Annotated in this window: 13 protein-coding genes and 2 riboswitches; of the genes, 9 read left to right on the forward strand and 4 right to left on the reverse strand. The window is 74.8% G+C overall.

Annotated features, from left to right (window positions below):
- Positions 1-8 precede the first annotated feature (8 nt).
- On the reverse strand, positions 9-8,396 hold the full coding sequence (locus ACFVX9_RS35235; RefSeq protein WP_387985838.1) for a type I polyketide synthase: 8,388 nt from the start codon (positions 8,394-8,396) through the stop codon (positions 9-11).
- 275 nt (positions 8,397-8,671) lie between these two features.
- On the opposite strand from ACFVX9_RS35235, the gene ACFVX9_RS35240 reads away from it, so the two are divergent.
- The 5 genes from ACFVX9_RS35240 to ACFVX9_RS35260 all read left to right on the forward strand — a co-directional run bounded on the left by ACFVX9_RS35240 (position 8,672) and on the right by ACFVX9_RS35260 (position 13,311).
- The gene (locus tag ACFVX9_RS35240) at positions 8,672-9,313 is read left to right on the forward strand and encodes a hypothetical protein (protein WP_380380289.1); all 642 of its coding nucleotides are present in this window, start codon (positions 8,672-8,674) and stop codon (positions 9,311-9,313) included.
- 119 nt (positions 9,314-9,432) lie between these two features.
- Positions 9,433-9,638, forward strand: a riboswitch (cobalamin riboswitch).
- A gap of 94 nt (positions 9,639-9,732) precedes the next feature.
- Positions 9,733-10,704: an ABC transporter substrate-binding protein gene (locus ACFVX9_RS35245; protein WP_380380291.1), complete on the forward strand. Its 972-nt coding sequence runs from the start codon at positions 9,733-9,735 to the stop codon at positions 10,702-10,704.
- Positions 10,701-11,780, forward strand: a complete 1,080-nt coding sequence (locus tag ACFVX9_RS35250) for a FecCD family ABC transporter permease (protein ID WP_387985843.1) — start codon at positions 10,701-10,703, stop codon at positions 11,778-11,780. Before ACFVX9_RS35245 ends, ACFVX9_RS35250 begins: the two co-directional genes overlap by 4 nt.
- A complete protein-coding gene (locus ACFVX9_RS35255) occupies positions 11,777-12,595 on the forward strand; it encodes an ABC transporter ATP-binding protein (RefSeq protein ID WP_079136528.1) in 819 nt (272 codons plus the stop codon). The genes ACFVX9_RS35250 and ACFVX9_RS35255 overlap by 4 nt, the downstream gene beginning before the upstream one ends.
- Positions 12,592-13,311, forward strand: coding sequence for a ferredoxin (locus ACFVX9_RS35260; RefSeq protein WP_079136529.1), 720 nt, complete (start codon positions 12,592-12,594; stop codon positions 13,309-13,311). The genes ACFVX9_RS35255 and ACFVX9_RS35260 overlap by 4 nt, the downstream gene beginning before the upstream one ends.
- 197 nt (positions 13,312-13,508) lie before the next feature.
- A riboswitch (M-box (ykoK) riboswitch) is annotated at positions 13,509-13,686 on the forward strand.
- A gap of 417 nt (positions 13,687-14,103) precedes the next feature.
- Here the strand turns inward: ACFVX9_RS35260 and ACFVX9_RS35265 are convergent.
- Complete coding sequence (locus ACFVX9_RS35265) at positions 14,104-15,117, reverse strand: lanthionine synthetase C family protein (RefSeq protein WP_387985847.1); 1,014 nt, start codon at positions 15,115-15,117, stop codon at positions 14,104-14,106.
- Between ACFVX9_RS35265 and ACFVX9_RS35270 the strand changes: the two genes are divergently transcribed.
- A complete protein-coding gene (locus ACFVX9_RS35270; RefSeq protein ID WP_387985850.1) occupies positions 15,118-17,151 on the forward strand; it encodes a thiopeptide-type bacteriocin biosynthesis protein in 2,034 nt (677 codons plus the stop codon).
- A gap of 84 nt (positions 17,152-17,235) precedes the next feature.
- Here the strand turns inward: ACFVX9_RS35270 and ACFVX9_RS35275 are convergent, their stop codons facing one another.
- The gene (locus tag ACFVX9_RS35275; RefSeq protein ID WP_387985853.1) at positions 17,236-17,613 is read right to left on the reverse strand and encodes a winged helix-turn-helix transcriptional regulator; all 378 of its coding nucleotides are present in this window, start codon (positions 17,611-17,613) and stop codon (positions 17,236-17,238) included.
- A 140-nt stretch (positions 17,614-17,753) separates the two neighbouring features.
- Between ACFVX9_RS35275 and ACFVX9_RS35280 the strand changes: the two genes are divergently transcribed.
- Positions 17,754-18,737 carry an NADP-dependent oxidoreductase gene (locus ACFVX9_RS35280; protein WP_387985856.1) on the forward strand — a complete coding sequence of 328 codons (984 nt, stop codon included), beginning with the start codon at positions 17,754-17,756 and terminating at the stop codon, positions 18,735-18,737.
- 70 nt (positions 18,738-18,807) lie between these two features.
- On the opposite strand, the gene ACFVX9_RS35285 is transcribed toward ACFVX9_RS35280, so the two are convergent.
- Positions 18,808-19,902 carry a polyprenyl synthetase family protein gene (locus ACFVX9_RS35285; RefSeq protein ID WP_387985859.1) on the reverse strand — a complete coding sequence of 365 codons (1,095 nt, stop codon included), beginning with the start codon at positions 19,900-19,902 and terminating at the stop codon, positions 18,808-18,810.
- A gap of 350 nt (positions 19,903-20,252) precedes the next feature.
- Between ACFVX9_RS35285 and ACFVX9_RS35290 the strand changes: the two genes are divergently transcribed.
- Together ACFVX9_RS35290 and ACFVX9_RS35295 are read left to right on the forward strand one after the other, a co-directional pair.
- Positions 20,253-21,419, forward strand: coding sequence for a serine hydrolase domain-containing protein (locus tag ACFVX9_RS35290; RefSeq protein ID WP_387985862.1), 1,167 nt, complete (start codon positions 20,253-20,255; stop codon positions 21,417-21,419).
- Between the two features lie 220 nt (positions 21,420-21,639).
- Positions 21,640-22,752: a serine hydrolase domain-containing protein gene (locus tag ACFVX9_RS35295; RefSeq protein WP_387985865.1), complete on the forward strand. Its 1,113-nt coding sequence runs from the start codon at positions 21,640-21,642 to the stop codon at positions 22,750-22,752.
- Positions 22,753-22,826 lie beyond the last annotated feature (74 nt).

Below are 22,826 nucleotides of genomic sequence, written 5' to 3' on the forward strand. Positions count from 1 at the left end.
GGCAGGACTTAACCGGTGCGGCCGAGGGAGTCGATCCAGGTGCGGATCGCGGCTGCCGTGGTGGCGGCGTCCTCCCGTGCCAGGGAGAGGTGGTTGCCGGGCACCTCGACGCGCTCGTGTGGCAGCGGCCAGGACGTGCGCCAGGAGTCGCCGTCCGCGCGCGCCGCCATCAGCGGGGTCGGGCGCGCGGCGCCGATGAGGAGGGTCGGGGTGTTCACGGGCTCCGGGCGCCAGTCCAGGAAGAGCCCGGTGTAGGCGCCCATGGCCGCGACGGCGGCGTCCTCGTCTCCGGTGGACCCGTCCGCGCTCACGTCCGCGGCGAGGTACGGGGCCGGTGGGGCGGCCAGGGCGGTCAGCCAGTCCGTGGAGTGGTTGCCCTGGTGGACGAGATACGTGTCGATCAGCACTTGCCCCAGGGGAGCGGATCCCCTGAGTTCGAGGCGTCGGGTCACGGCGTGCGCGACGGCGCCCCCGGCGGAAGCACCGACCAGGACGACGGGCCGGTTGCCGACGTGCCGCAGCACCGTCTCGGTGTGGAGGCGGGCGAGCGTCTCCCGGTCGGCCGGAACGGCGTACCCCGCGCCGATGCCCGGGTGTGGGAACTCCAGGACCTCCAACTCGCCATCGAAGCAGGCGTGCAGGGCCTCGAACCCGCCTCCCGGGAATGCGGGGAGCGGACGGTGGTCGGGGAAGAAGACCACGACCGGGGAGCCGGCGCGGCCCCGGGCCCGGCGCAGCGGCGGCACGGCGTGCTCCGCGGCGTCGTCGGCGCCGAACGTCGCGGCGGCCGAGGAAGCCGCGACCACCAGGTGCATCGCGGCCGCCGGCCGGCCCTGCTCGCAGAGCGCGCGGTACAGCGCCGCGAGCGTCTGCGCGGGACGGCCGGTGGGTGGTGCGGGCCGGAGGCCGGGGCGCTCACGTGGTGTGCCGTCGGGCAGGTTGTCGGGCAGGTTGTCGGGCAGATCGTCGAGCAGGTCGAGTACGTGACTGGCGAGGTCCTCGATCGCCGGGTGCTCGAACACGACGGCCGCGGGCAGCCGCAGGCGCAGGGCCGTACTCAGTCGGCTGCGGAACTGGACGGCCGTCAGGGAGTCGAAGCCGAGCTCGGCCAGGGTCCTGCCGGCGGGCAGGTCCTGCGCGCCGGAGTAGCCGAGCACCGCGGCCACGTCGCCGCGCAGCAGTTCCGTGAGCGCGGCCCCGCGCTCCTCGGCGGGCAGCCCGGCCAGCAGCGTGCGCCACGCCCCGGGCTCCGAGCCCTCCCGGCCGCCCGGCGGCGGTTCGGTCTCACCGCTCTGCACTTCGGCGGCGGGCCGACCGTGGCGCGCCAGGTCGCGCAGCGGCGCCGGTAGTTGCCCTGCGGCGGTGCGCAGCGCGGCCCGGTCGAGCAGGACCGGCGCGAGTACGGGGGCTCCCGTCCGCAGTGCCGCGTCGAACAGGGCCAGTCCTTGGGCGGGGGTGAACGCCCGGACCACGTCGTCGGGCCTCGGGTGCCCCGCGCCCTCGGTCAACTGGGCTGCCATGCCCGCATCGTGTCCCCACATGCCCCACGCCAGCGAGACGGCGGGCAGGCCGGCGGCGGCCCGGTACTGGGCGAGCGCGTCCAGGAACGAGTTCGCCGCGGCGTAGTTGCCCTGGCCCACCCGGCCCAGCACGCCCGAGATCGAGGAGAACAGGACAAAGGCCGACAGGCCCCGGTCGCGGGTCAACTCGTGCAGGTGCCAGGCCGCGTCCGCCTTCGGCCGCAGGACCGCCGCCAGCCGCTCGGGGGACAACGCGGCCAGCGCTCCGTCGTCGAGGACCCCGGCGGCGTGCACGACGGCGGTCAGCGGGGGGTCGCACTGCTCGATCAGCTCGGCGAGCCGGGCCCGGTCGGCCACGTCGCACGCGACGATCCTGACCTGCGCGCCCCGCTCCGCCAGACTCGCGCGCAGGGCGTCGGCGCCCGGTGCGTGCGGGCCGCGCCGCCCGGTCAGCAGCAGGTGGCGGACCCCGTACGCGTCGACCAGGTGCCCGGCCAGGTCCGCGCCCAGTGCTCCGGTGCCGCCGGTGATCAGCACCGTGCCGTCCGGGTCGAAGGCACCGGAGCGGCGGGGCTGGGCACTCTCGGCCGGCCAGGGCTCGGGCAGGTGGACCGTCGCCGGGACGCCGACCAGCCGCGGCACCGTCGCCCGCCCGGCGCGCAGGGAGAGTTGGGGCTCGCCGCTGACGGCCGCCGCGGGCAGCAGGCGCAGGGAGGCGGGGTCCTCGTCCACGTCGATCAGGACCACGCACCCCGGCAGCTCCGACTGCGCCGTACGCACCAGCCCCCAGACCGCGGCTCCCGCCAGGTCCGGCGTGGGTGCGGTGGCGTTCCGCGTCACCACCACGAGCCGCGAGCCCGCAGTGGCCGGATCGTCCTGCCAGTCCTGTAGGGCCTTGAGCACCCGCGTGGTCAGCAGGTGGACGTCGGCCAGTGGGTCGCGGTCCGTTTCCGATTCCGAGCCGACGGCGGTGACCGCCAGGTGGCGGGGCGGGGTGGTGGCGTCCGCGCCGGCCGCGGGCGAGGACGGGCCGGCGAGGGGGACGAAGGCGCCGAGGTTCAGTTGGTCCGGCCCGAGGACCGTCCAGCCCGCCGACTGCGGTGCCCGGCCGGGCAGTGCGACGGGGACCCAGTCGGGGCGCAGCAGGGCGCGCTGGGCGATGTCCTGCCCGGGATCGCGGTGTCCGGCCGGAAGCTCCCTGGTGGAGAGGGAGTTGACGCGGGCCACCAGGCGGCCCGCCGGGTCGGCGAGCGTGATCGAGAGCGCGCCGCCTTCCGAGGCGGGGCCTGCCTCGCCGACCGGCGCGATCCGCACCCGCACCGTCGACGCCTCGGCGGCGTGCAGGCACACGCCGCTCCACTGGAACGGCACCCGGGCGCCGCCCGCGCCCCCGCCCGCGCCCGTGCCCCCGCCCGGGTCGGTTCCCGGGGCGTGCGCGGCGAGCATCGAGGCGTGCGCGGCGGCGTCCAGGAGCGCGGGGTGGATGCCGTACCGGTCCGCCTCGGCCGTCCACGGCTCGGGCAGCCGGACCTCCGCGAACACCTCCGCACCCCGCCGCCACAGCGCGCGCACGCCGCGGAACGCGGGCCCGTAGGCCAGACCGCGCCCCGCCGCGGCTTCGTAGGCGCCGGTGGGATCGATCTCCGCGGCGCCGGGCGGCGGCCACTGCGTCAGGCCGCGCCCCTCCGGTGCCGTGCCCGGCTCGGGCGTGCGGGCGAGCAGGCCGGTGGCGTGCGGCGTCCAGGCTGGCTCGGCGGGCTCGGCGGGCTCGGCGGGCTCAGCGGCCTCCACCGGTCGCGCGTGGATCTCGACGGACCGCCGACCGGAGTCGTCCACCGCCCCCACCACGACCTGGACCCGTACCCCCGCAGCGGGCAGCGCCAGCGGCCGCAGGATCACGAGCTCCTCCAGCGTGCCGCAGCCGGCCGCGTCGCCCGCGCGCACGGCCATCTCGACGAACACCGTCCCCGGCACGAGCGGCGCCCCGCCGACGACGTGGTCGGCGAGCCACGGCTGGGCGCTCGCCGACAGCAGGCCGGAGAGCACCGTGTGCCCGGTGCCCGGCACCTCGAACGGCGGGCCGAGCAGCGGATGCTCGCCGGGGCCCGGGTGGGCCCCGGCCCCGGCCCCGGCCGGGCGCGGGGGGTCCAGCCAGTACCGCCGGCGCTGGAAGGCGTAGGTCGGCAGCTCCACGCGCCGCAGCCCGCGCCGCAGCCCGCGCTCCGCGAACACCGCGGGCCAGTCGACGCCGGCGCCGCGCACGTGGAGCCGGGCCACGGCCGCCAGCAGCGTGTCCGGCTCCCGCTCGCCGTCGCGAGCCGCGAAGGCGAACACCGGGCCGCCGCCGTCCTGGAGCACCGGGCCGCCGTCCTGGACGGCCGGGCACTCCTGCGCGTAGGCGGTGAGCACGGGCTGCGGGCCGAGTTCCAGGAAGCCCCCGACGCCGTTGGCGCCCAGCCACTCCACGGCCTCGGCGAACCGGACGGGAAGCCGCGCGTGCCGCACCCAGTAGTCCGCGGAGCCCAGTTCCTCGGGCGCCGCCCGAGATCCCGTCACGGTGGAGACCACCGGGATCCGCGGCGGCCGGAACTCCAGCGTCTCGGCGACGCGGCGGAACTCGTCGAGCACCGGGTCCACCAGCGGCGAGTGGAAGCCGTGGCCGACCTTGAGCCGCGTGCTGCGGCGGCCGCGGGCCTCGAACCGCGCCGCGACGGCGAGCACCGCGTCCCGCGCGCCGGAGACCACCACCGCGCGCGGTCCGTTGACCGCGGCGATCGCCACGCGGTCGGCCACGTCCACGAGTTCGGGCAGGACCTCGTGCTCCGCCGCGTCGAGGGCCACCATCGCCCCGCCGTCGGGCAGCGCCCGCATCAGCCGCCCGCGCGCCGCGACCAGGCGTACGGCGTCGGCGAGGTCCAGCACTCCGGCGACGTGCGCGGCCGCCAACTCGCCCACGGAGTGCCCCGCCAGGAAGTCGGCCCGCACGCCCCAGGACTCCACCAGCCGGAAGAGCGCCACCTCGTAGGCGAACAGGGCGGCCTGGGTGAAGTCCGTGCGGTCGAGCAGGGCGTCCGGCGAGCCCGGCTCGGCGCGGATCACCGTGCGCAGCGGCCGGTCGAGTTCGCCGTCCAGCGCGTGGCAGACCTCGTCGAAGGCCTCGGCGAACGCGGGGAACGCCTCCCGTAGCTCCTCGCCCATCCGAGTGCGCTGCGCGCCCTGCCCGGTGAACAGGAAGGCGGTGCGGGTGCGCGGGTCGGCCAGGCGCGTCAACGCCCCGGCGCCGGGCGTGCCGTCGGCGGGCGTGCCGTCGGCGATCGCCCGGAGTCCGGCCAGCATGCGCTCGCGGTCCGCGGCCGGCACCATCGCCCGGTGCGTGAGCGCCGACCGCGACACCGCCAGCGAGAAGCCCACGTCCGCCGGCGAGAGGCCAGGCCGGGCGGCGACGTGGTCGGCCAGCCGTCGTGCCTGGGCCCGCAGGGCCGCCTCGTCGGCCCCGCCGACCAGCCACGGCACGGCCGCTGGCATCGCCGGCCCCTGGGGCCGCGCGGGTTCCTGCCGCGGGGCGCGGTCGGCGGCGGCCGGCTCCTCGATGATCACGTGCGCGTTGGTGCCGCCGATCCCGAAGGCCGACACGCCGGCCCGGCGCGGCCGGCCGGCGGGCGCGGGCCACGGCCGGGCGGCGGTCAGCAGCTCGACCCGGCCCGCCGACCAGTCGACGTGCGGGGTGGGGGCGGCCACGTGCAGGGTCCGGGGCAACTCGCCGTGCCGCATGGCCTGGGCCATCTTGATGATCCCGGCGACTCCGGCGGCGGCCTGGGTGTGCCCGAGGTTGGACTTGACGCTGCCCAGCCACAGCGGAGGGCCTTCCGGCCCCCGGCCCCGGCCGTAGCCGGCGAGCAGCGCCCGCGCCTCGACGGGATCGCCGAGCGCGGTGCCCGTCCCGTGCGCCTCCACGGCGTCCACCTCGTGCGCGCGCAGCCCGGCATCGGCCAGCGCCAGCTGGATCAGGCGCTGCTGGGCGCGGCCGTTGGGCGCGGTCAGGCCGTTGGACGCGCCGTCGGAGTTGACGGCGCTGCCGCGCACCACCGCCAGCACCGGGTGTCCGTTGCGGCGCGCGTCGGAAAGCCTCTCCAGCAGCAGCACCCCGGCGCCCTCGGCCCAGGCGGTGCCGTCCGCCGTGGCCGAGAAGGACTTGCACCGGCCGTCGGGCGCGAGGGCGCGCTGGCGGCTGAACGCGACCAGCGGGTTGGGCGTCGCCATCACCGTGACGCCGCCGGCCAGCGCCAGCGAGCACGCGCCCGAGCGCAGCGCCTGGGCCGCCTGGTGCACGGCGACCAGCGAGGACGAGCACGCCGTGTCGACGGTGATCGCGGGCCCGCGCAGGCCGAACACGTAGGAGAGCCGGCCGGAGGCCACGCTGCCGGCCGAGCCCAAGGCGAGGTGGGCCTCCAGTTCGTGCTCGGTGAAGCGGGAGGCGTAATCGCCGTACATCACCCCGAGGAAGACGCCCGTGTCGCTGTCCCGGACGGACGCCGGGTCGATCCCGGCCCGCTCCCACGCCTCCCAGGTGACCTCCAGCAGCAGCCGCTGCTGCGGGTCCATGGCGAACGCCTCGCGCGGCGAGATGCCGAACAGGCCCGCGTCGAACTCCGCGGCGCTGTGCAGGAATCCGCCGCTGCGGGTGTAGCAGGTGCCGATCCGGTCCGGGTCGGGGTCGTAGAGGGCGGCGAGGTCCCAGCCCCGGTCGGTCGGCAGGTCCGAGATCGCGTCCGTGCCCTGCGACACCAACTCCCAGAGCCCTTCGGGGGATTCCACGCCACCGGGGTAGCGGCAGGCCATGGCGACGATCACCACCGGGTCCCGGTCGTACGGGTCCTCCGGCTCGGCGGTCCGCGGTGCGGTGACGGCCTCGGCTGTGGGTACGGCAGGCTCGGCGGTGAACAGTTCGGTGTGCAGGTGGCGGGCGGCGGCGGCCGGGGTGGGGTGGTCGAAGACCAGCGTCGTCGGCAGGCTCAGCCCGGTCGACGCCGCGAGCCGGTCGATCAGCTCGATGGCGCCGAGCGAGGTCAGCCCGAGGTCCGTGAACGAGCGGTCCGCGAACGGGCCGTCCACGAAGGAGCCGCCCGCCCCGGGCCCGCTCTCCGGCGCCCGTCCGCAGACCCGGGCCGTCTCGGCGCACACCCTCTCGCACAGCGCGCGTTCCTGCTCCTCCCGGGGCAGCGACAGCAGCCCGTGCTCCAGGGAACCCCCGGCCGGGGCCGGGGCCGGCGCCGCAGCCGGGTCGCTGAGCACCGCATGGCGGACGATCTTGCCCGACGGCGTGCGCGGGACGGCCGCGATCTCACGGACCTCGACGGGGACCTTGTGCTCCGCGAGCTGCGAGCGGCAGACGTCGAGCACCAGCCGCGGGTCCAGGCCTTCCGGGCCGGGCACCACGAAGGCGACCGGGACCTCGCCGAGGACGCCGTGCGGCAGGCCGAGGACCACGGCGTCCCGCACCCCGGGACAGCCCCGCAGGACGTGCTCGACCTCCGTGGGGTGGATGTTCTCGCCACCCCGGATGATCAGTTCGCTGACCCGGCCGGTGAGGACGAGGTGGCCGTGTTCGGCGCGACGGCCGAGGTCCCCGGTCCGGTACCAGCCCTCGCGCAGCGCGGCGGCCGTCGCTTCCGGCTGGTCGTGGTAGCCCGTCATGAGATTCGGACCGCTGACCCAGATCTCGCCCTCGCCGCCCGCGAGGACGTCGGCCCCGCTGTCCGGATCGACGACGCGGACCTCGACCCCGGGTACCGGCAGTCCGCAGGACCCGTCGACCCGGGGGCCGTTCGGGCGGGCCACCGCGATCGCGCCGCAGGTCTCGGTACTGCCGTAGACGTCGAGCAGCGGCGCGCCGAGCGTCTCCTCCACCGCCCCGCGCAGCTCGGGCGGGCACGGCGCGCCCGCCGTGACGCAGAGCCTCAGCCCGGGCCGCGGTGCGGGGAGCGGGGTGTCCTTCGCCGAGGACATCAACCGGTGGTACGTCGTGGGGACGCCGGCCAGGACGGTGAACGGCCCGCCGAGGGCGGCGCTCGGGGTGCGCAGCGTGCGCCACAGGTCGCCGGGCGTCAGGAACTCGCCGGACGTCAGCAGGTCGCCGGCGATCGCGGTGCTCGCGCCGACGGCCGTGGTGCCCAGGATCGCGAGGGAGTGCCCGAAGCTGTGGAACAGCGGCAGCGGCCACAGCAGCCGGTCCTCGGAGGAGAGCCCGAAGAGCGGCGCGTAGCAGGCCGCCACCGACCACAGTGCGCTGCGCTGTGTGGAGAGCACGCCCTTGGGGCGGTGGGTGGTCCCGGAGGTGTAGAGCAGCCAGGCCGGATCGTCGAGCCCCAGGTCGTCGGGGGCCGCGGGCCCGTCCCCGGTCGAGGCCGCAGCCTCGAAGAGGACGGTGCCGTCGGGGGCGTTCGAGGGGATCGGGCCCGCCCCGGTGAGCACGGTGTGCAGGCCGCGGTACGCGGCGCCGAGGCGGTGCAGCTGCGCGAGGTGCGCGGGGTCGGTGATGATGGCCGAGGCGCCGCTGTCCCGCAGGTAGTAGTCGAGTTCGTCGTCGGAGGAGCGGGGGTTGAGCAGGACACCGACCGCCCCCGCCCGCAGCACGGCGAGGCAACCCTCCACCAGCTCCACGCAGTTGCCCAGGCAGAGCGCCACCCGATCCCCGCGCCGGACCCCCGCCCGCACGAGCGACCCGGCCAACCGCCCGGTCCGCCGCTCCAACTCGGCGTAGCTGACGCCGCGCGAGAAGTCGTGGAACGCGACCCGCTCCGCCGACCGTTCGGTGTGCCTCTTCAGCAACTCCGGCAGCGGCCGCACCAGATCGTCATACCGCAGTTCACCACTCACGCCCCGGCTCCGACCTCTCGCCACTCGCGACCCACTCCCCCGTCGATCCCCTCCGTACCCAGTAACACGCGGGCACAGACCGAGTCCTGCGGACTCGCCGCAGCTGCGCTTGCGGCCGCCGAGGAACCGCGGCACTTCGAGGCAGCAATCAGGCCTCTGACCTGCGGAAACAGCAGCTCTCCAGCCCGGGAGGGCGCGAGGGCACAGCGCCGTGGACTTTGAGCGCTGCCCCCGATACCGCCCTCCCCGTCCGGCGCCCGTGTCAGGCTGGGGGAATGCTCTCCGACTCCGCCGCCCCCAACGCCTGGCACACCCCGGCCGAACTGGCGCCGCTCGACGGCAACGAGGCCTTCCGCGGCACCGATGCCGGGACGGTGCTGGACTTCTGGCGCTACGCGATGCCCGACTTGCGAACCAACACCACCCGGGGCCTGCTCGCGGAATTCCTGGTCCACCGCGCCGTCGGCGCTGTGGCACGCAACATGGAATGGGACAGCTTCGATGTCCTGACGCCTGACGGGCTCAGGATCGAGGTCAAGACCAGCGCCTACCTCCAAGCCTGGGGGCAGCGTCAGCTGTCGGAGATTCGCTTCTCCCGGCTGCGCGGACGCACCTGGACTCCCGAGGACGGTGACGCCGCAGAGCAGTCCTACAACGCGGATGTCTACGTCTTCGCCCTCCATATCGCGCTCACCCACGCCGACTACGACCCGCTCGACATCGGCCAGTGGCGCTTCTACGTTGCTTCCCGTGCTCTCGTGGAGGCCACCGGACAGGCCAGCCTGGGCCTTGCTTCCGTACGCCGGCTGTGTGGCGAACCCGTCGACTACGAGGAGCTCGCGGTCCGGATCTCGGCCTGCTCCCTCCAGTCACCCTCAACTGGCGGAGCCACCGAAGCTGCCACCGCCACTGCGTGACAGCGCGCTGGAAAGCCGGCAGGCCGAACACACACCTCCGTCAAGGCGCTGCCGCTGCCGGCGCTTCGCGTGGCCGGTGGGCGTCCTTGAGCCGGTCAGCACCGACCTGACCACGCCTGATACCTTGCCATCGCCGTGGTGTACGGGAAACCGGTCTGAGTCCGGTGCGGCCCTCGCCACTGTTGCCGCGGAGTTCCGCGGCCCTCGCTGACCGGCTTTTCCAGCGGTCAGGGCCACTGGGCGGGCTGGAAGAGCCGTCCGGGAAGGTCGGCTGCGGCGTGTTGATGCGGAAGCCAGGAGACCGGCCACGGCGCGACATGTTCCACGAGGGTTTTGGAGAACACGTGCCCAGCGGTCTGCTGTATCCGTTTCGATCGATATGTTCCGTTCGTCCCACAGGTCCGATACGTGTCGGCCGGGTGGTCGCGGCCGTCCTGTTCACCGGCGCGCTCGGGGCTTGCACCGGCGCCCCCGCGCCCGCCACGTCCGGCGGGGCGGCCGGAAGTGCCGCGCCGGTGAGCGTGGACAACTGCGGGACGACCGTGACGGTCGGCGCGCCGCCCGCCCGGCTGGTGACGCTCAACGAGGGTGCCACCGAGGTGGCCCTGTCCCTCGGCCTGCAGTCCCGCATGGCCGGTACCGCCTACCTCGACGATTCCGTCCCGGAGAAGTGGAAGGCGGCCTACGACTCCGTCCCGGTGCTCTCCAAGGACTACCCGACGAAGGAGAAGCTCCTCGCGGCCCGTCCCGACTTCCTGTACGCCTCCTACTCCAGCGCGTTCACCGACAAGGTCGCGGGCAGCCGGGACGAGCTGCGCGGCCAGGGCATCCCGTCGTACCTGTCCCCGTTCGGCTGCTCGGACAAGAGCCAGGTGCCGCCGACGACCTGGCAGGCGGTGTGGGGTGAACTGAACGACGTCGCCGAGGTCTTCGGTGTCACGGAGCGGGCCGCCGCGATCCAGCAGCAGCAGGAGCAGCAGCTCGCCCAGTTCACGGCGACGGCCGCGGGCAAGGGTCTGAAGGTCCTGTGGTACGACTCGGACACCAAGTCGCCGTTCGTCGGTGCCGGCCACGGCGGACCTCAGCTCGTGCTCGATGCCGTGGGCGCCCGCAACGTCTTCGGGGACCTGCCCGGTGGCTGGCAGAACGTGAGCTGGGAGAAGGTCGTCGCGGCGGACCCGGACGCCATCGTGGTCGCGGACGCTGGCTGGGACACCGCCCAGTCCAAGATCGACTACTTGGAGAACGACCCGGTGCTGAGCAAGCTCACCGCCGTGCAGCGCAAGGCTTTCGTGGTGGTGCCGTTCTCGGAGTCGACTCCCGGCGTGCGGCTCGCCGACGGTGCCGCCCGGGTGTCCGCAGGGCTGGGCCAGCTGCACCCGGGTTCATGACCACCGAACCCCGCCCCGTCGTGCGGCCCTCCGGTCCGGGCCGCGCGACGGCGGCCCTGGCCATCGGTGCGGCCCTGCTGCTGACCACCGTGCTCCTCGGCCTGGCCGTGGGCTCGCAACCCGAGCCGGTCCGGACGGTGATCGATGTCGTGGCGCGCCGTCTCGGGCTGGGCGGCCAGCACGTCACGCTGCTGGACGACCAGATCGTCTGGCAGTTGCGGCTGCCCCGGGTTCTGGGAGCGGCTGCCACCGGCGCAGGCCTCGCGGTCTGCGGCGCGGTGCTGCAGACGCTGACCGGGAACGACCTGGCCGATCCCTTCCTGCTCGGGATCTCCGACGGAGCCGCCGCAGGCGCGGTCACCGTGATCGTCCTCGGCGTCGGCGTGACCGGCGCCGTGGGCACCGGCGCGGTGGCGACGGCGGCCTTCGCCGGTGCCCTGCTCGCCGCCGCCGTCGTCCTGGCACTGGCCGGCGCCCGCACCCGGTCGCTACCGACCACCCGGACCGTGCTCGCCGGCATCGCGGTGGGGCAGATGTGCGGGGCCTACACCTCGTTCGTCGTGCTGGTCCTCGGGGACCGCAACGCGGCGCGCGGTGTCATGGAGTGGACGCTCGGCTCGGTCGCCGGCGTGCGCTGGCCCACCGCCGTCTTCCTGACCGCGGTCGCGCTGGTCGGCGTCACGGTCCTGGCCTCCTCGGCCCGCGACCTGGACGCCTTCGCCTTCGGCGAGACCACCGCCCGCTCCCTCGGCGTCCACGTCGAGCGCACCCGCTGGCTCCTCGTCGCCACCGCCGCGCTGGTGACCGCGTGCCTGGTCGCCAACACCGGCGTCATCGGGTTCCTCGGCCTGGTCGTACCGCACGTGGTCCGACTGGTCTGCGGCCCGCGCCACGCCCTCCTGCTGCCCGTGTCGGCACTGGTGGGTGCGTCCCTCCTGGTGGGCAGCGACATCGTGGCGCGCTCGGTCCTGCCCGACCGGGAGATCCCCGTCGGCGTCATCACGGCCGGACTCGGAGCGCCCTTCTTCGCCTGGCTGCTGTGGCGCCAGGGGCGGGCCGAGGGGGGACCGCAGTGACCGTGACGCCGCCCGCCGAGCTGCGCGCGGAGGAGCTCCGCGTGCGCATCGGCGGAGCCACGCTGCTGGACGCGGTCTCGCTCGCGTTCGCCCCCGGCCGGATCACGGGCCTGCTCGGGCCCAACGGCGCCGGGAAGACCACCCTGCTGCGCGCGGTCGCCGGACTGACCCGGCCGAGCGCGGGGCGCGTCCTCCTGGACGGAGAGGACCTCCACGCCCTCACGGCCCGCCGACGAGCACGACGGGTGGCCTTCATGGAGCAGCAGGCGGACACCCGGTTGTCACTGCCGGTCCGTCAGGTCATCGAGCTCGGACGCACGCCGTACCGCAGCCGCTGGCCCGTGCCGATGGACTCCGCCGCCGACGCCCACGAGCGGTCCGTGTTCGCCGATGCCGTTGCCGCGGCCGACGTCGGACACCTGCTCGACCGGGCCTGGCCGACGCTGTCGGGCGGCGAACGGCAACGGGTCCAGCTCGCGCGGGCGCTGGTGCAGGAGCCCGGCGTGCTCCTGCTCGACGAGCCCACCAACCACCTCGACCTGCGCCACCAACTCGGCTTCCTCGGCGCCGTGCGCGGGCTGGGCGTCACCACGGTGGCCGCGCTGCACGACCTCGAACTCGCCGCCGCCTACTGCGACGAGGTCGCCGTCCTGCTCGACGGCCGGCTGGTCGCCCACGGGCCCAGCTCCGACGTGCTCACCTCGCCCACGATCGCGCACGTCTACGGCGTCGACGTGACCGTGGAACGACACCCCCGGCACGACAGGCCGCACATCCGGTGGAACGGACTGCTCCCCGAAGGGACATCGCCATGACCCTCCCCGCCCCGGGCGCACCCGCCCGCCGCAGTGCCACGCTCCTGGTCGGCATGTCGATCGGGGAAGCCGTCCGTCGTGACGAACTCCTCCGGACCGCGGCGTCGCACCGGGCCTCGATCGCTTTCCTGCAGCAGGCGGACCCCTCCCTGTCGGCCGAGCTGACCAGGCTGGCCGACGCGGGCACCGAGACCGTGGTCGTGATCGGCGTCCGCCTCGCGGCTTCCGGCCCGGGCCAGTCCTGGCTACGGCGGATCGCGGCGCACTGGTGGCGCGAGCGCGCGGGCCACCGTCCCGAACTCCTCGTCGCGACCCGCCTCGCCGACTCACCGGACGCGGTCCCCGCGGTGGCCGCGGTGACGAAGGCCATCACCGGCGAGGAGCCCGGCCTCACGTCCGCGGCCTGGGAGGACGTCCCCGGCCACCGGCACCAGGTCCTGGTGTGCCGCGGCCCGCGTTGCGCGGCCCAGGGCGCGGAGGAGGGGCTACGCGCCCTGGTACAGAAGCTGACCGAGCACGGCCTCGGCGACGACGACGTGCTCGTCACCCAGACGGGGTGCCAGTTCCCCTGCAACCAGGCCCCCGTCGTCAGCGTGCAGCCGGACGACGTCTGGTACGGGAGGATCGACCCGGCCGTCGCCGGCCGCATCGTCACCGAGCACCTCGCCGACGGACGACCGGTCGAGTCCCACCGGCTCCCCCGCCACAGGAGCTGACCCACGCCGAAGGCCAGAGGCCCTGCCGGAGACACCTCCGGCAGGGCCTCTGTCGGTCAGTGGCCACCGGGGCCCGCGCCGCAGGCGAACAGTTTGTGCCGCGGAGGAAACGTGCTGATGACGGGCGGTCCGGGCGGTTCTGACGGGGGGTCGGAGCGGCTTGACACCCTGGTCGGGGGGCGCGTCTACTTGTCGACGCGACTCCTCGTTCGGTGAGGCGTCTGCACGGATACAGGCCACTGATCCGACGACGTCGAGAGACGCCCAGGGTCAGGACAGGTCTCCTCGGCTTAAGGGGTGACCCGAAGTGGCTTCCCGCCCGCTCGGGTGGGGATACGCCGTGCAGTGCCGAAGCTCTTACGTGAGGGGTGTCGCCACCCGGCAGCAGGGGTCCGACGAGGGCCCGGCGCTGCCCTGTCCGCGCGCAACCGAGGGAGGTGGGCGATGAAACCCGGTCATAGTACGTGTCACCGCCGCACTCCCCTCACCATCGTGCACGTCTGAGACTCCGGCCCGACGTGCGCCAACTGCCCTGATCCGGGCGGCAGTCCGTGCTGCCCGGGGTCGGGGTGGTTCGCCACTCGCCCGCACCGCCCGTACCGCCCGCGCCGGTTGACCGGCGCACCGGCGGCGGCATCTCACGTGCCCCGAAGAACGAGACACCCTCCGATGATCCTGACCGGTTCCGCCTGCACGCAGCTCGGGCAGGCGCCCCGACACCCGCTCCGAACGGGCGGGCCGGGCGGCCCGCCGACGGCAGACCGCACCGACCCGCCCGCACCGGGGCGGCCGCTACGCGAGCAGCAGCGCGGCGTCCCACGGCAGGGCGCCGGCCTCCTCGGCACCGCCCGCCAGGTGGTCGACCAGGGCAAGCGCGACGCCGGCCGCTCCTTCCAGGAACCCTGCCCGGTCGCGCGCCCAGGTCGGCCGCTCCCCGCCGGGTGTGACCGTGCCGGGTGTGACCGTGCCAGGTGTGACCGCGCCGGGCGGGGGCGGGCAGGGGAAGGCGAACGCGGCCTCGGGGTCGTAGTGGGCGATGACCTCCTCGGCCAGCGGTCCGAGCCGGGCCAGCAGTCGCGCGTCACCGCTGTCCCGGGCCACCCGGGCGGTGACTTGGAGCAGACCCGCGGCGCCGTGGCAGAGCATGGCGTCGTGCAGGCCCCGCCGCTCGCGCGGCCGGTCCAGCACCGCGTGGAGCGCACGGACCGCCGCGGCCTCCCAGTCGGGCTCGTCGAACGCCTGCCCGGCCAGTTGCAGGGAGCGGGCGACGCCCGGCGTTCCGTAGCACCAGGCGGCCCTGGCCCGGGGGGCGTCGACTCCGCCGGGCCGGTCCCCACCGGGCCGGTGTTCGTGCCCGGGGGTGAGGGAGGCCGGCCAGTCGGGGCCGCCAGCGCCCTCGTCGTCGTGGCGGCGGTGTGCCAGCAGCCACTGGGCCATCCGGTGCGCGGCCTCGGCCATCCCCGGCACCACGACTCCCTCGCGGCGGGCGAGCGCCAGCAGGGCCAGCGGCCCCGGAACGCCGTGCGCCAAGCCCAGGTTGAGGTGACCGTCGGGGAACCGCGCATCCGCTCCGGGCGAGGGCGGCCCCGGCACGCACCAGCCGGGCACCGTGCGGCCACCGATCCGCAGCGGCCGGCTCAGCTCGACCAGATACTCCAACACCGCGACCAACAGCGGCCGTTGGCCGTCACCGCAGGCCAGCAGATAGCGGCCGAGCCCGGTCAGACCGCCGATGACATCGTACGCGGCCATGGCCGGCCCCCGCTCCCCCGCGGCCAGCCGGGCCCGCTCCAGCGTCAGCAGCACATGGACCCGCTCCGCCACCCGGCGGTCCAGGGCCGCGAGCAGCCCGGCGGCTACCTGATGCCGCCCAGCGAGCGCGAGCAGCCCGCCAGGCCCGAGCCCTCGCCCGCGGACGCGCTGCGGATCGAGCTGGCCCAGGCCGCCGCCATGGCCGGTGCATCCGAGGTGGTCCTCGACGACGGCCTGCTCGCGCGCCTCAGCCCCGACACCGACCTGCCCCCGCCCGCCTCGCTGGAGCTCTACGCCCGGGTACTGGCCGGCTCCGCCGAGGCGTTGGCGCGCGGCCGGTTCCGACTCTGGCTGACCCCGGAGACCGGCGCGGACCACGCCGGTGCGACCATCGGCAGGTTCTCCCACCTGCTGCCGGACGCCGCGCAGCGGATCGCGGCAGCCTGCGCGGAAGCCGAGAGCGCGACTGACGACGGCACTGACGACGGCACTGGCGACGACAGCATCGAGACCGCCCAACTCGTCCTGCGGGCCTCCCGGTCGCGGTCGGCCAACCTCAACCAGGTCCGCCGTCTGCTGGACCGGCAGATCGTCGTCGGCGCCTTCGCCGACCGCACGGCCCCCGGCACGGTGCCGCTGGACGACCTCGCCGTGGGAGCCGACCTCACCGGCCTCCAGCTGGTGCGGCTGAGCAGCGGCCGCCGGATCGTCCCGCTGGCCTGGAACATGCTCAACCCACAGGCCCAGGTCGGCAACGTGGGGCGCTTCCTGCGCGAGCTGCGCCTGTCGGGTGTCCGGCCCGGCTTCACCTGGGACTGGGGCCCGCTGGAGCAGGCGCCGTACACCCCGCGCGTGCGCTACGGACGCACCGTGCTCGCCCCGGCCCGCTGGCGGCCGTCCGCGCCGTTCTTCGCCGACACCTCCATGCCGGAGCGGGAGTGGCGGCTGGAGTTCGACCGCTGGCGGGAGCGCTGGAGCGTACCGGACCACGTGCTGCTCTGCGTCGCCGATCGCGGCCTGGAACTCGACCTCTCCGCCGGGCTGCACCTCCGACTGCTGCGCCAGGACGTCGCGCGGTGGCCGGACGCCGTCCTGCGCGAGGCACCGACGGGCGAGGACGCGTACGGCTGGCTGTCGGGCCCGGCGGGCGCGCACACCGCGGAGGTGGTCTTCCCGCTGCTCGCCGACGCGCCGATCCCGCGCCCCCGTCCCCGTCCCCGACCCGCTGTGCGCCCGACGCCCGCGCTCCGCGTCCAGCCGCCCGGCGGCGAGTGGCTCTACGCCAAGGTCTACTGCTCGACGCGGCGTCAGAACGAACTGCTCGTCGGAGCGTTGCCCCGCCTGCTCGCCGCACTGCCCGCCGAGGTGGACCGCTGGTTCTTCCTGCGCTACCGCGACCCCGAACCGCACCTAAGGCTGCGCTTCCACGGCGACCCGGCGGCGCTGAACCGGCAACTGCTGCCGAACTGCCACGACTGGTTCGCCGAACTGCGCCGCTCCGGACTGGCCTGGCGACTGGTGCTCGACACCTACGAGCCCGAGTGGGAGCGCTACGGGGGCCCGGCCGCGACCACCGCCGCCGAGGACGCTTTCGGCGCGGACAGCGCGGCCGTGCTCGCCCAGCTCGACGCACTGGAGGCGGGCCGGCTCGACCTGGACCCGAGGCTGCTGGGCGCCCTCAACATGCTCGACCTGGCCCGGCACGTCCACGGGGACACCGCCGAGGGCGCCGCGCGGGCGGAGGAGTGGCTGCTGACCACCTATCCCAGATCCGCCGTCCACACCCAGCTGCGCGACCTGCGGACGGCGGCCGTGCGGCTGAGCGACCCCGCCGACGACCGGGCGGCCCTGCGCGCCCTGCCCGGCGGCGGCGAGCTGCTGGCCGGCTGGCAGCGCCGGGCCGGTGCACTCGCCCGCTACGGCGAGGCGCTGCGCGCGGCCACCCCCCGGGGGTCGGAGCTGCCCGGCCTGGTGCACCTGCACCACAACCGGCTGCTCGGCATCGACCCGGAGGCCGAGGACCACGCCCGCGCCGTCGCCCGCGGCGCGATGGAGGCCCAGCGGGGCCGCCGCCTGCGCCGGCCCTGAGTTCAGGCCCCCACCGCGAGCCCGCCGTCAGCGGCGTGCCGGCCGGCCCCTCCGCGGCGCGAGCCGGTCGTCGCCGATGCCGGGCTACCCCGCGACCGGCTCCGGGCGGAAGGCCTGGTCGATGTTCTCCTCGACCCAGGAGCGAAGCGCGTTCAACGGCACCGCGGCACTCTGGCCGAGGCGGGTGAGGGAGTACTCGACGTGCAGGGGGACGACGGGGTACACGGTGCGGTCGAGGATGCCGAAGTCCTCCAGGCGGCGCAGGGTCTGGGTCAGCACCTTGGGGCTGACGCCCTGGAGGCGGCGCTGGAGTTCGCCGAACCGCTGGGGGCCTTCCTGGAGGGCGCCGATGGCGAGGGCGGCCCACTTGTTGGCGAGCAGGTCGAGCAGGACGCGACAGGGGCACTGGGCGGCGTAGACGTCGTGCTGCGAGTGCTCGCCGCTGGGGCAGGTGGTCGTCATGCTCACTCTCCTCACCAGGACACTTCCCGATGGGAAGTACTAGCCCTTGAAGGTAACCATACCTGCGGGGATAGCGTCGCCGGCATCGAGGAACGGCCGCTGAAAGGCCTTCCACACTCTGATGCTTCGGGAGATGACGCATGTCCGCAGACACGATGCGCGCGGTGGTCCAGGACACGTTCGGCGGGCCGGAGGCGCTGCGGGTCGCCGAGGTGACGCGCCCGGTGCCGCTGCCGACGGAGGTGCTGGTGCGGGTGCACGCGGCCGGGATCAACCCGGTGGACTGGAAGACCCGCGACGGCTCCGGCATGGCCGGCCTGCTGGGTGAGCCGCCGTTCACGCTCGGCTGGGACGTGTCCGGCGTGGTCGAGGAGGTCGGCTTCGGCGTGACCACGCTGAAGGCCGGTGACGAGGTGTACGGCATGCCGTGGTTCCCGCGCGCCGCGAACGCCTACGCCGAGTACGTGACCGCCCCGGCCCGGCAGTTCGCCCGCAAGCCGGCCACGCTCGACCACGTGCACGCCGCCGCCGTGCCGCTGGCGGCACTGACCGCCTGGCAGGCCGTCGTCGACACCGCCCAGGTGCGGGCCGGCCAGCGGGTGCTGGTCACCGCGGCCGCCGGCGGGGTGGGCCACTTCGCGGTCCAGTTCGCCCGCCACCTGGGCGCCCACGTGGTCGCCACCGCCAGCGCCGCCCGGCACCCCTGGCTCAAGGAGCTCGGCGCCGACGAGGTGATCGACTACACCGGCACCCGCTTCGAGGACGCCACCGCCGGCATCGACGTCGTCATCGACCTGGTGGGCGACGACCACGACCTGACCAGCATCCGTTCCCTGAAGGTCCTGCGCCCCGGCGGCCTGCTGGTCGCCGTCCCGGCCGGTGTCTCCCCCGAACTGGCCGCGGCCGCCGAGGCGGCCGGCGTGCGGGTCACCCCGTTCCTGGTCGAGCCGGACGGCGCCGCGCTGACGACGATCGCCGCGCTGATCGACGCCGGCGAGGTCGCCGTCGAGGTGGAGCGGACCTTCCCGCTGGAGCAGGCCGGGGCCGCTCACGCCCGCGGCGAGGCGGGCCGCACCCGCGGCAAGCTCGTCCTCACCACCAAGGTCGGGCCCGGAGCCAACTGACCGCCGGTCAGGGACGGGTGGGATTCCCGGCTCGCCCACCTCACCTCATCCCACCCCGCCTCACCTCGCCTCACCGGACTCGCTCGACGCTCCACCTCGGCAGGTACTCGAAGAACGCGACCGCCTCCTCCCGCCACCTGGGGCGCCAGGCCGCGGCTTCCGTGGCGGCCGCGTGCGCGAAGCGCCGCATGTCCGCCCGCATCCGCTCCGGAACGCCGTGGCGGTGGGCGAGGTCGCGGATGGCGGCGACGGTCTCCTCGGTGCAGGCCCCGTCGCCGAGCGCGGACTCCACCACGGCCCGCTCTGGGCCGGTGGCCGCCGCCAGGACGGCGCGGACGGTGTAGTTGCGCCGCCCCTCCCGGATGTCCGTTCCGGTGGGCTTGCCCATCGTCCCCGCGTCGCCGAAGAGGTCCAGGTAGTCGTCGCGCAGCTGCCCGCAGATCCCCACCAGCCGGGCGTAGCGGCGCAGTTCCTCGTCGTGGCGGGCGGGCTGGACGCCAGCGGCGAGCAGTCCCAGCTGGAGCGGGGCGAGGACCGAGTAGCGGGCGGTCTTGTAATCGGCCACGTCGTGCAGCACCTCCTCGTCCGGGTCCGCGGTGAAGTCCCGCTCCAGGTCGATGATCTGGCCGACGAACGTGGCCGTTGCCGCCCGCGTCTGCACCTCGACCATGGCCTGTCGGACCGGGAGCGGGGCCCGGGAATCGAGGAGGACCTGGAGGGACAGCGCGAGTGCGAGGTCGCCGGCGAGGACGGCGAGCCCGAGCGCGGTCTGCGGCCGGTCGGGGAACCGCCCCCGGTAGGCGTAGTAGGTGGAGGGCCCGCCCCGGCGGGTGGGGCTGTCGTCGATGATGTCGTCGTGGACCAGCCCGTGGGTCTGGAGCAGTTCGATGCTCAGCGCGGCGTCGTCCAGCCCCGCCACGGGTTCGGCAGTCACCAACCGGGCGGCTTCGAAGAGCAGGGCCACCCGCATCCGCTTGCCGCCACGCAGCGACAGGTCCCGCAGCAGGGCCAGGCAGTCCGGGGTGAACCGGCTGAACGACGGAGCGTCGAAGGCGGCGGCCAGGTCCTGGAAGTACTGCTCGGACAGCGCGCTGAACCGGCGCTCGTACCCGGCGAGACGGGCCCGGATCTGCTCGGCGAGGACGGCGGCGGCGGTATCGGTCACGAAGATGTCTTCCGTTCGGGCGGGGACGCGCGCCCGCGCAGGCGCGGAGGTGCCACGGATCCCGGCGGTGGTCCGTCACCCATGCTGCCCCACCGGCCTCCCGGCCCGAGCACCCGGTAGGTGCCCTCCCGCGCTCCCCTCAGCAGTACAACACGCCCCCCGTTCGAAGAGCCGCTCCGCCGGAAGGCCGACAAGAGCACCGCCGGGAGCACGGTCCTGGCCGGGGGCGGCTCCCGGAGCCAGCTCCCGGGTGCGGTTCGTCCTGGATACGGACGAACTCCCCTGCCCCTGAATGGTCCTCTTGATCAAGGCCGGGAATCACCGGCGCCATTCATCAGAGGGGTCCCTTCGTGAACGAGCATGCACCGCACAGCCGCCTCCCGCGCTCCCGCCGGCGCGGCCGGCACCGGGCGGTGGCGGTCGTGACCGCCGTGGCCGCCGGCGTGATGACGGTCGGAGCGCTGGCACCGACCGCGGCGTTCGCGGGCGGCAAGCCGGACAACGTCCAGTCGAGCCTGAACGCGCTGGTCAAGGACGACGGTCTGCCCGCCGCGCTGGCCGCCGTCAAGGGCCGCGACGGCCGCACCCGCACCTACACCGCCGGCGTGGGCGACGTCGCCACCGGAGCCAAGGTGCCCACGGACGGGCAGGTGCGGATCGGCAGCAACACCAAGACCTTCACCGCCGTCGTCGTGCTCCAGCTCGTCGCCGAGGGAAAGGTCGGCCTGGACTCCCCCGTCGAGACCTACCTGCCCGGCCTGCTGCGCGGCGACGGCATCGACGGACACCGCATCACCGTCCGCCAACTGCTCCAGCACACCAGCGGCCTGCCCGAGTACGTGGACAAGGACTCGATCCTCACCAGCCCGACGCGCTACTACGAACCGCGCGAACTCCTCGACGCGGCCCTGGCCCAGAAGGCCCACTTCGCCCCGGGCACGAGCTGGGAGTACAACAACACCAACTACCTGCTGGCCGGCCTGATCATCCAGAAGGTCACCGGGCGGCCGCTCGGCGAGGAGATCAACCGGCGCATCGTCGACCGCATCGGCCTGCGCCACACCTACTTCCCCGCCCCCGGGGACACGGGCATCCGCGAGGCCCACCCCAAGGGCTACAACCGGGACGCCGACGGCTCGCTCCGCGACTACACCGAACTGGACCCCTCCTGGGGCTGGGCGGCAGGCGCCGTCGTCTCCACCAACAGCGACATCACCCGCTTCTACACCGCGCTCCTCGGCGGCCGGCTCCTGCCCGCGGCGCAGCTCGCCCAGATGCGCACCACCGTCCCCGCCGACGAGGTGGGCCCCGGCGCCCGCTACGGGTTGGGCCTGGTGAGCCGGCCGCTGTCGTGCGGCGGCCTCTACTGGGGCCACGGCGGGACCATTCCGGGCTACGACACCGCCGGGGGCGCCACCGATGACGGCCGCGCCACCAGCATCGCGGTGACCATGATCCCAAGTGGCGCCGCCGGACAGCACGTTGAGGCCACGGTGGACGCGGCCCTGTGCCGCTGACCCTCCCCGATCCGGTCTGAGCGTCCGCACCGGTACGACCCGCGGGTTCTGCGCGCCTCGGCGCGCGCGGAACCCGCGCACTCGCGTACCCGCGTACCCGCGTACCCGCTTACCCCGCCAATTCCCCTTCCCGCAGAGGAGTTCTTCCGTGAACGAGCACGTCCCGCACAGCCGGTCCCCCCGGTCCCCCCGGTCCCCCCGGAGCCGCCGTGGTCGGCACATGGTGGCAGCAGCCGTGGCCGCCGGCGTCGTGGCGGCCGGCGTGCTGGCACCGACCGCGGCGTTCGCCGGCGCCAAGCCGGACAGCGTCCAGCAGAGCCTGAACGCGCTGGTCAAGGACGACGGCCTGCCCGCCGCACTGGCCTCGGTCAGGGGCCGCGACGGCCGCACACGCACCTACACCGCGGGCGTCGGCGACCTCGCCACCGGCGCCAAGGTCCCCGTCGACGGACAGATACGCGCCGGCAGCAACACCAAGACCTTCACCGCCGTCGTCGTCCTCCAACTCGTCGCCGAAGGCAAGATCGGCCTCGACGCGCCCGTCGACACCTACCTTCCCGGCCTGCTGCGCGGCGACGGCATCGACGGACGCCACATCACCGTCCGGCAGTTGCTCCAGCACACCAGCGGCCTGCCCGACTACATGGACGCCCCCGCCCTCGCGGACTTCACCACCGTGCAGTACCGCTACTTCGAACCCCGCGACCTCCTCGACGGCGCCCTCGCCCAGCAGGCCCGCTTCCCCGCGGGCACCAGTTGGGAGTACAGCAACACCAACTACATCGTCGCCGGACTCCTCGTCCAGAAGGTCACCGGACGGCCCGTCGGCGAGGAGATCACCAAACGCGTCATCGACCGCATCGGTCTGCGCCACACCTATTTCCCCACCCCCGGGGACACCAGCATCCACGAGGCCCACCCCCAGGGCTACTTCCGCAGCTCGCCGGACGCGCCCCCGATCGACTACACCGAGATGGACGCCTCGATGGCCTGGGCGGCCGGGGCGATCGTCTCCACCAACACCGACCTCAACGCGTTCTTCACCGCGCTCCTCGGCGGCCGGCTCCTGCCCGCGGCGCAGCTCGCCGAGATGCGGACCACCGTCCCCGCCGAACTCCTGGGCCCGGGGGTCCGCTACGGGCTGGGCCTGCAGAGCAGGCCGCTCTCCTGCGGCGGCCTGTCCTGGGGCCATGGCGGCACCTCCCCCGGCTACCGCTCCCGCGGCGGCGTCACCGACGACGGCCGCGCCGCCACCATCACCGTCACCACCGTCCCGGGCGGGGCCGGCGCGCAGCACATGGCGGACGCACTGGACGCGGCCCTCTGCCTCTGACCGCTCCACCCCTCGGTCCGGCTCCCGCGCGCGGGGGCCGGACACCGGACGGCCTCGCGGCTCCCGTGGACGGG

Source organism: Kitasatospora sp. NPDC058243 (assembly GCF_042882025.1).
GTDB lineage: Bacteria > Actinomycetota > Actinomycetes > Streptomycetales > Streptomycetaceae > Kitasatospora.

Coding starts and splice junctions, on each gene's coding strand:
- ACFVX9_RS35240 (WP_380380289.1), top strand. CDS start 8,672: ATGCTCTCCGACTCCGCCGCCCCCAACGCCTGGCACACCCCGGCCGAA.
- ACFVX9_RS35250 (WP_387985843.1), top strand. CDS start 10,701: ATGACCACCGAACCCCGCCCCGTCGTGCGGCCCTCCGGTCCGGGCCGC.
- ACFVX9_RS35260 (WP_079136529.1), top strand. CDS start 12,592: ATGACCCTCCCCGCCCCGGGCGCACCCGCCCGCCGCAGTGCCACGCTC.
- ACFVX9_RS35270 (WP_387985850.1), top strand. CDS start 15,118: ATGGACCCGCTCCGCCACCCGGCGGTCCAGGGCCGCGAGCAGCCCGGC.
- ACFVX9_RS35275 (WP_387985853.1), bottom strand. CDS start 17,613: ATGACGACCACCTGCCCCAGCGGCGAGCACTCGCAGCACGACGTCTAC.
- ACFVX9_RS35280 (WP_387985856.1), top strand. CDS start 17,754: ATGTCCGCAGACACGATGCGCGCGGTGGTCCAGGACACGTTCGGCGGG.
- ACFVX9_RS35295 (WP_387985865.1), top strand. CDS start 21,640: ATGGTGGCAGCAGCCGTGGCCGCCGGCGTCGTGGCGGCCGGCGTGCTG.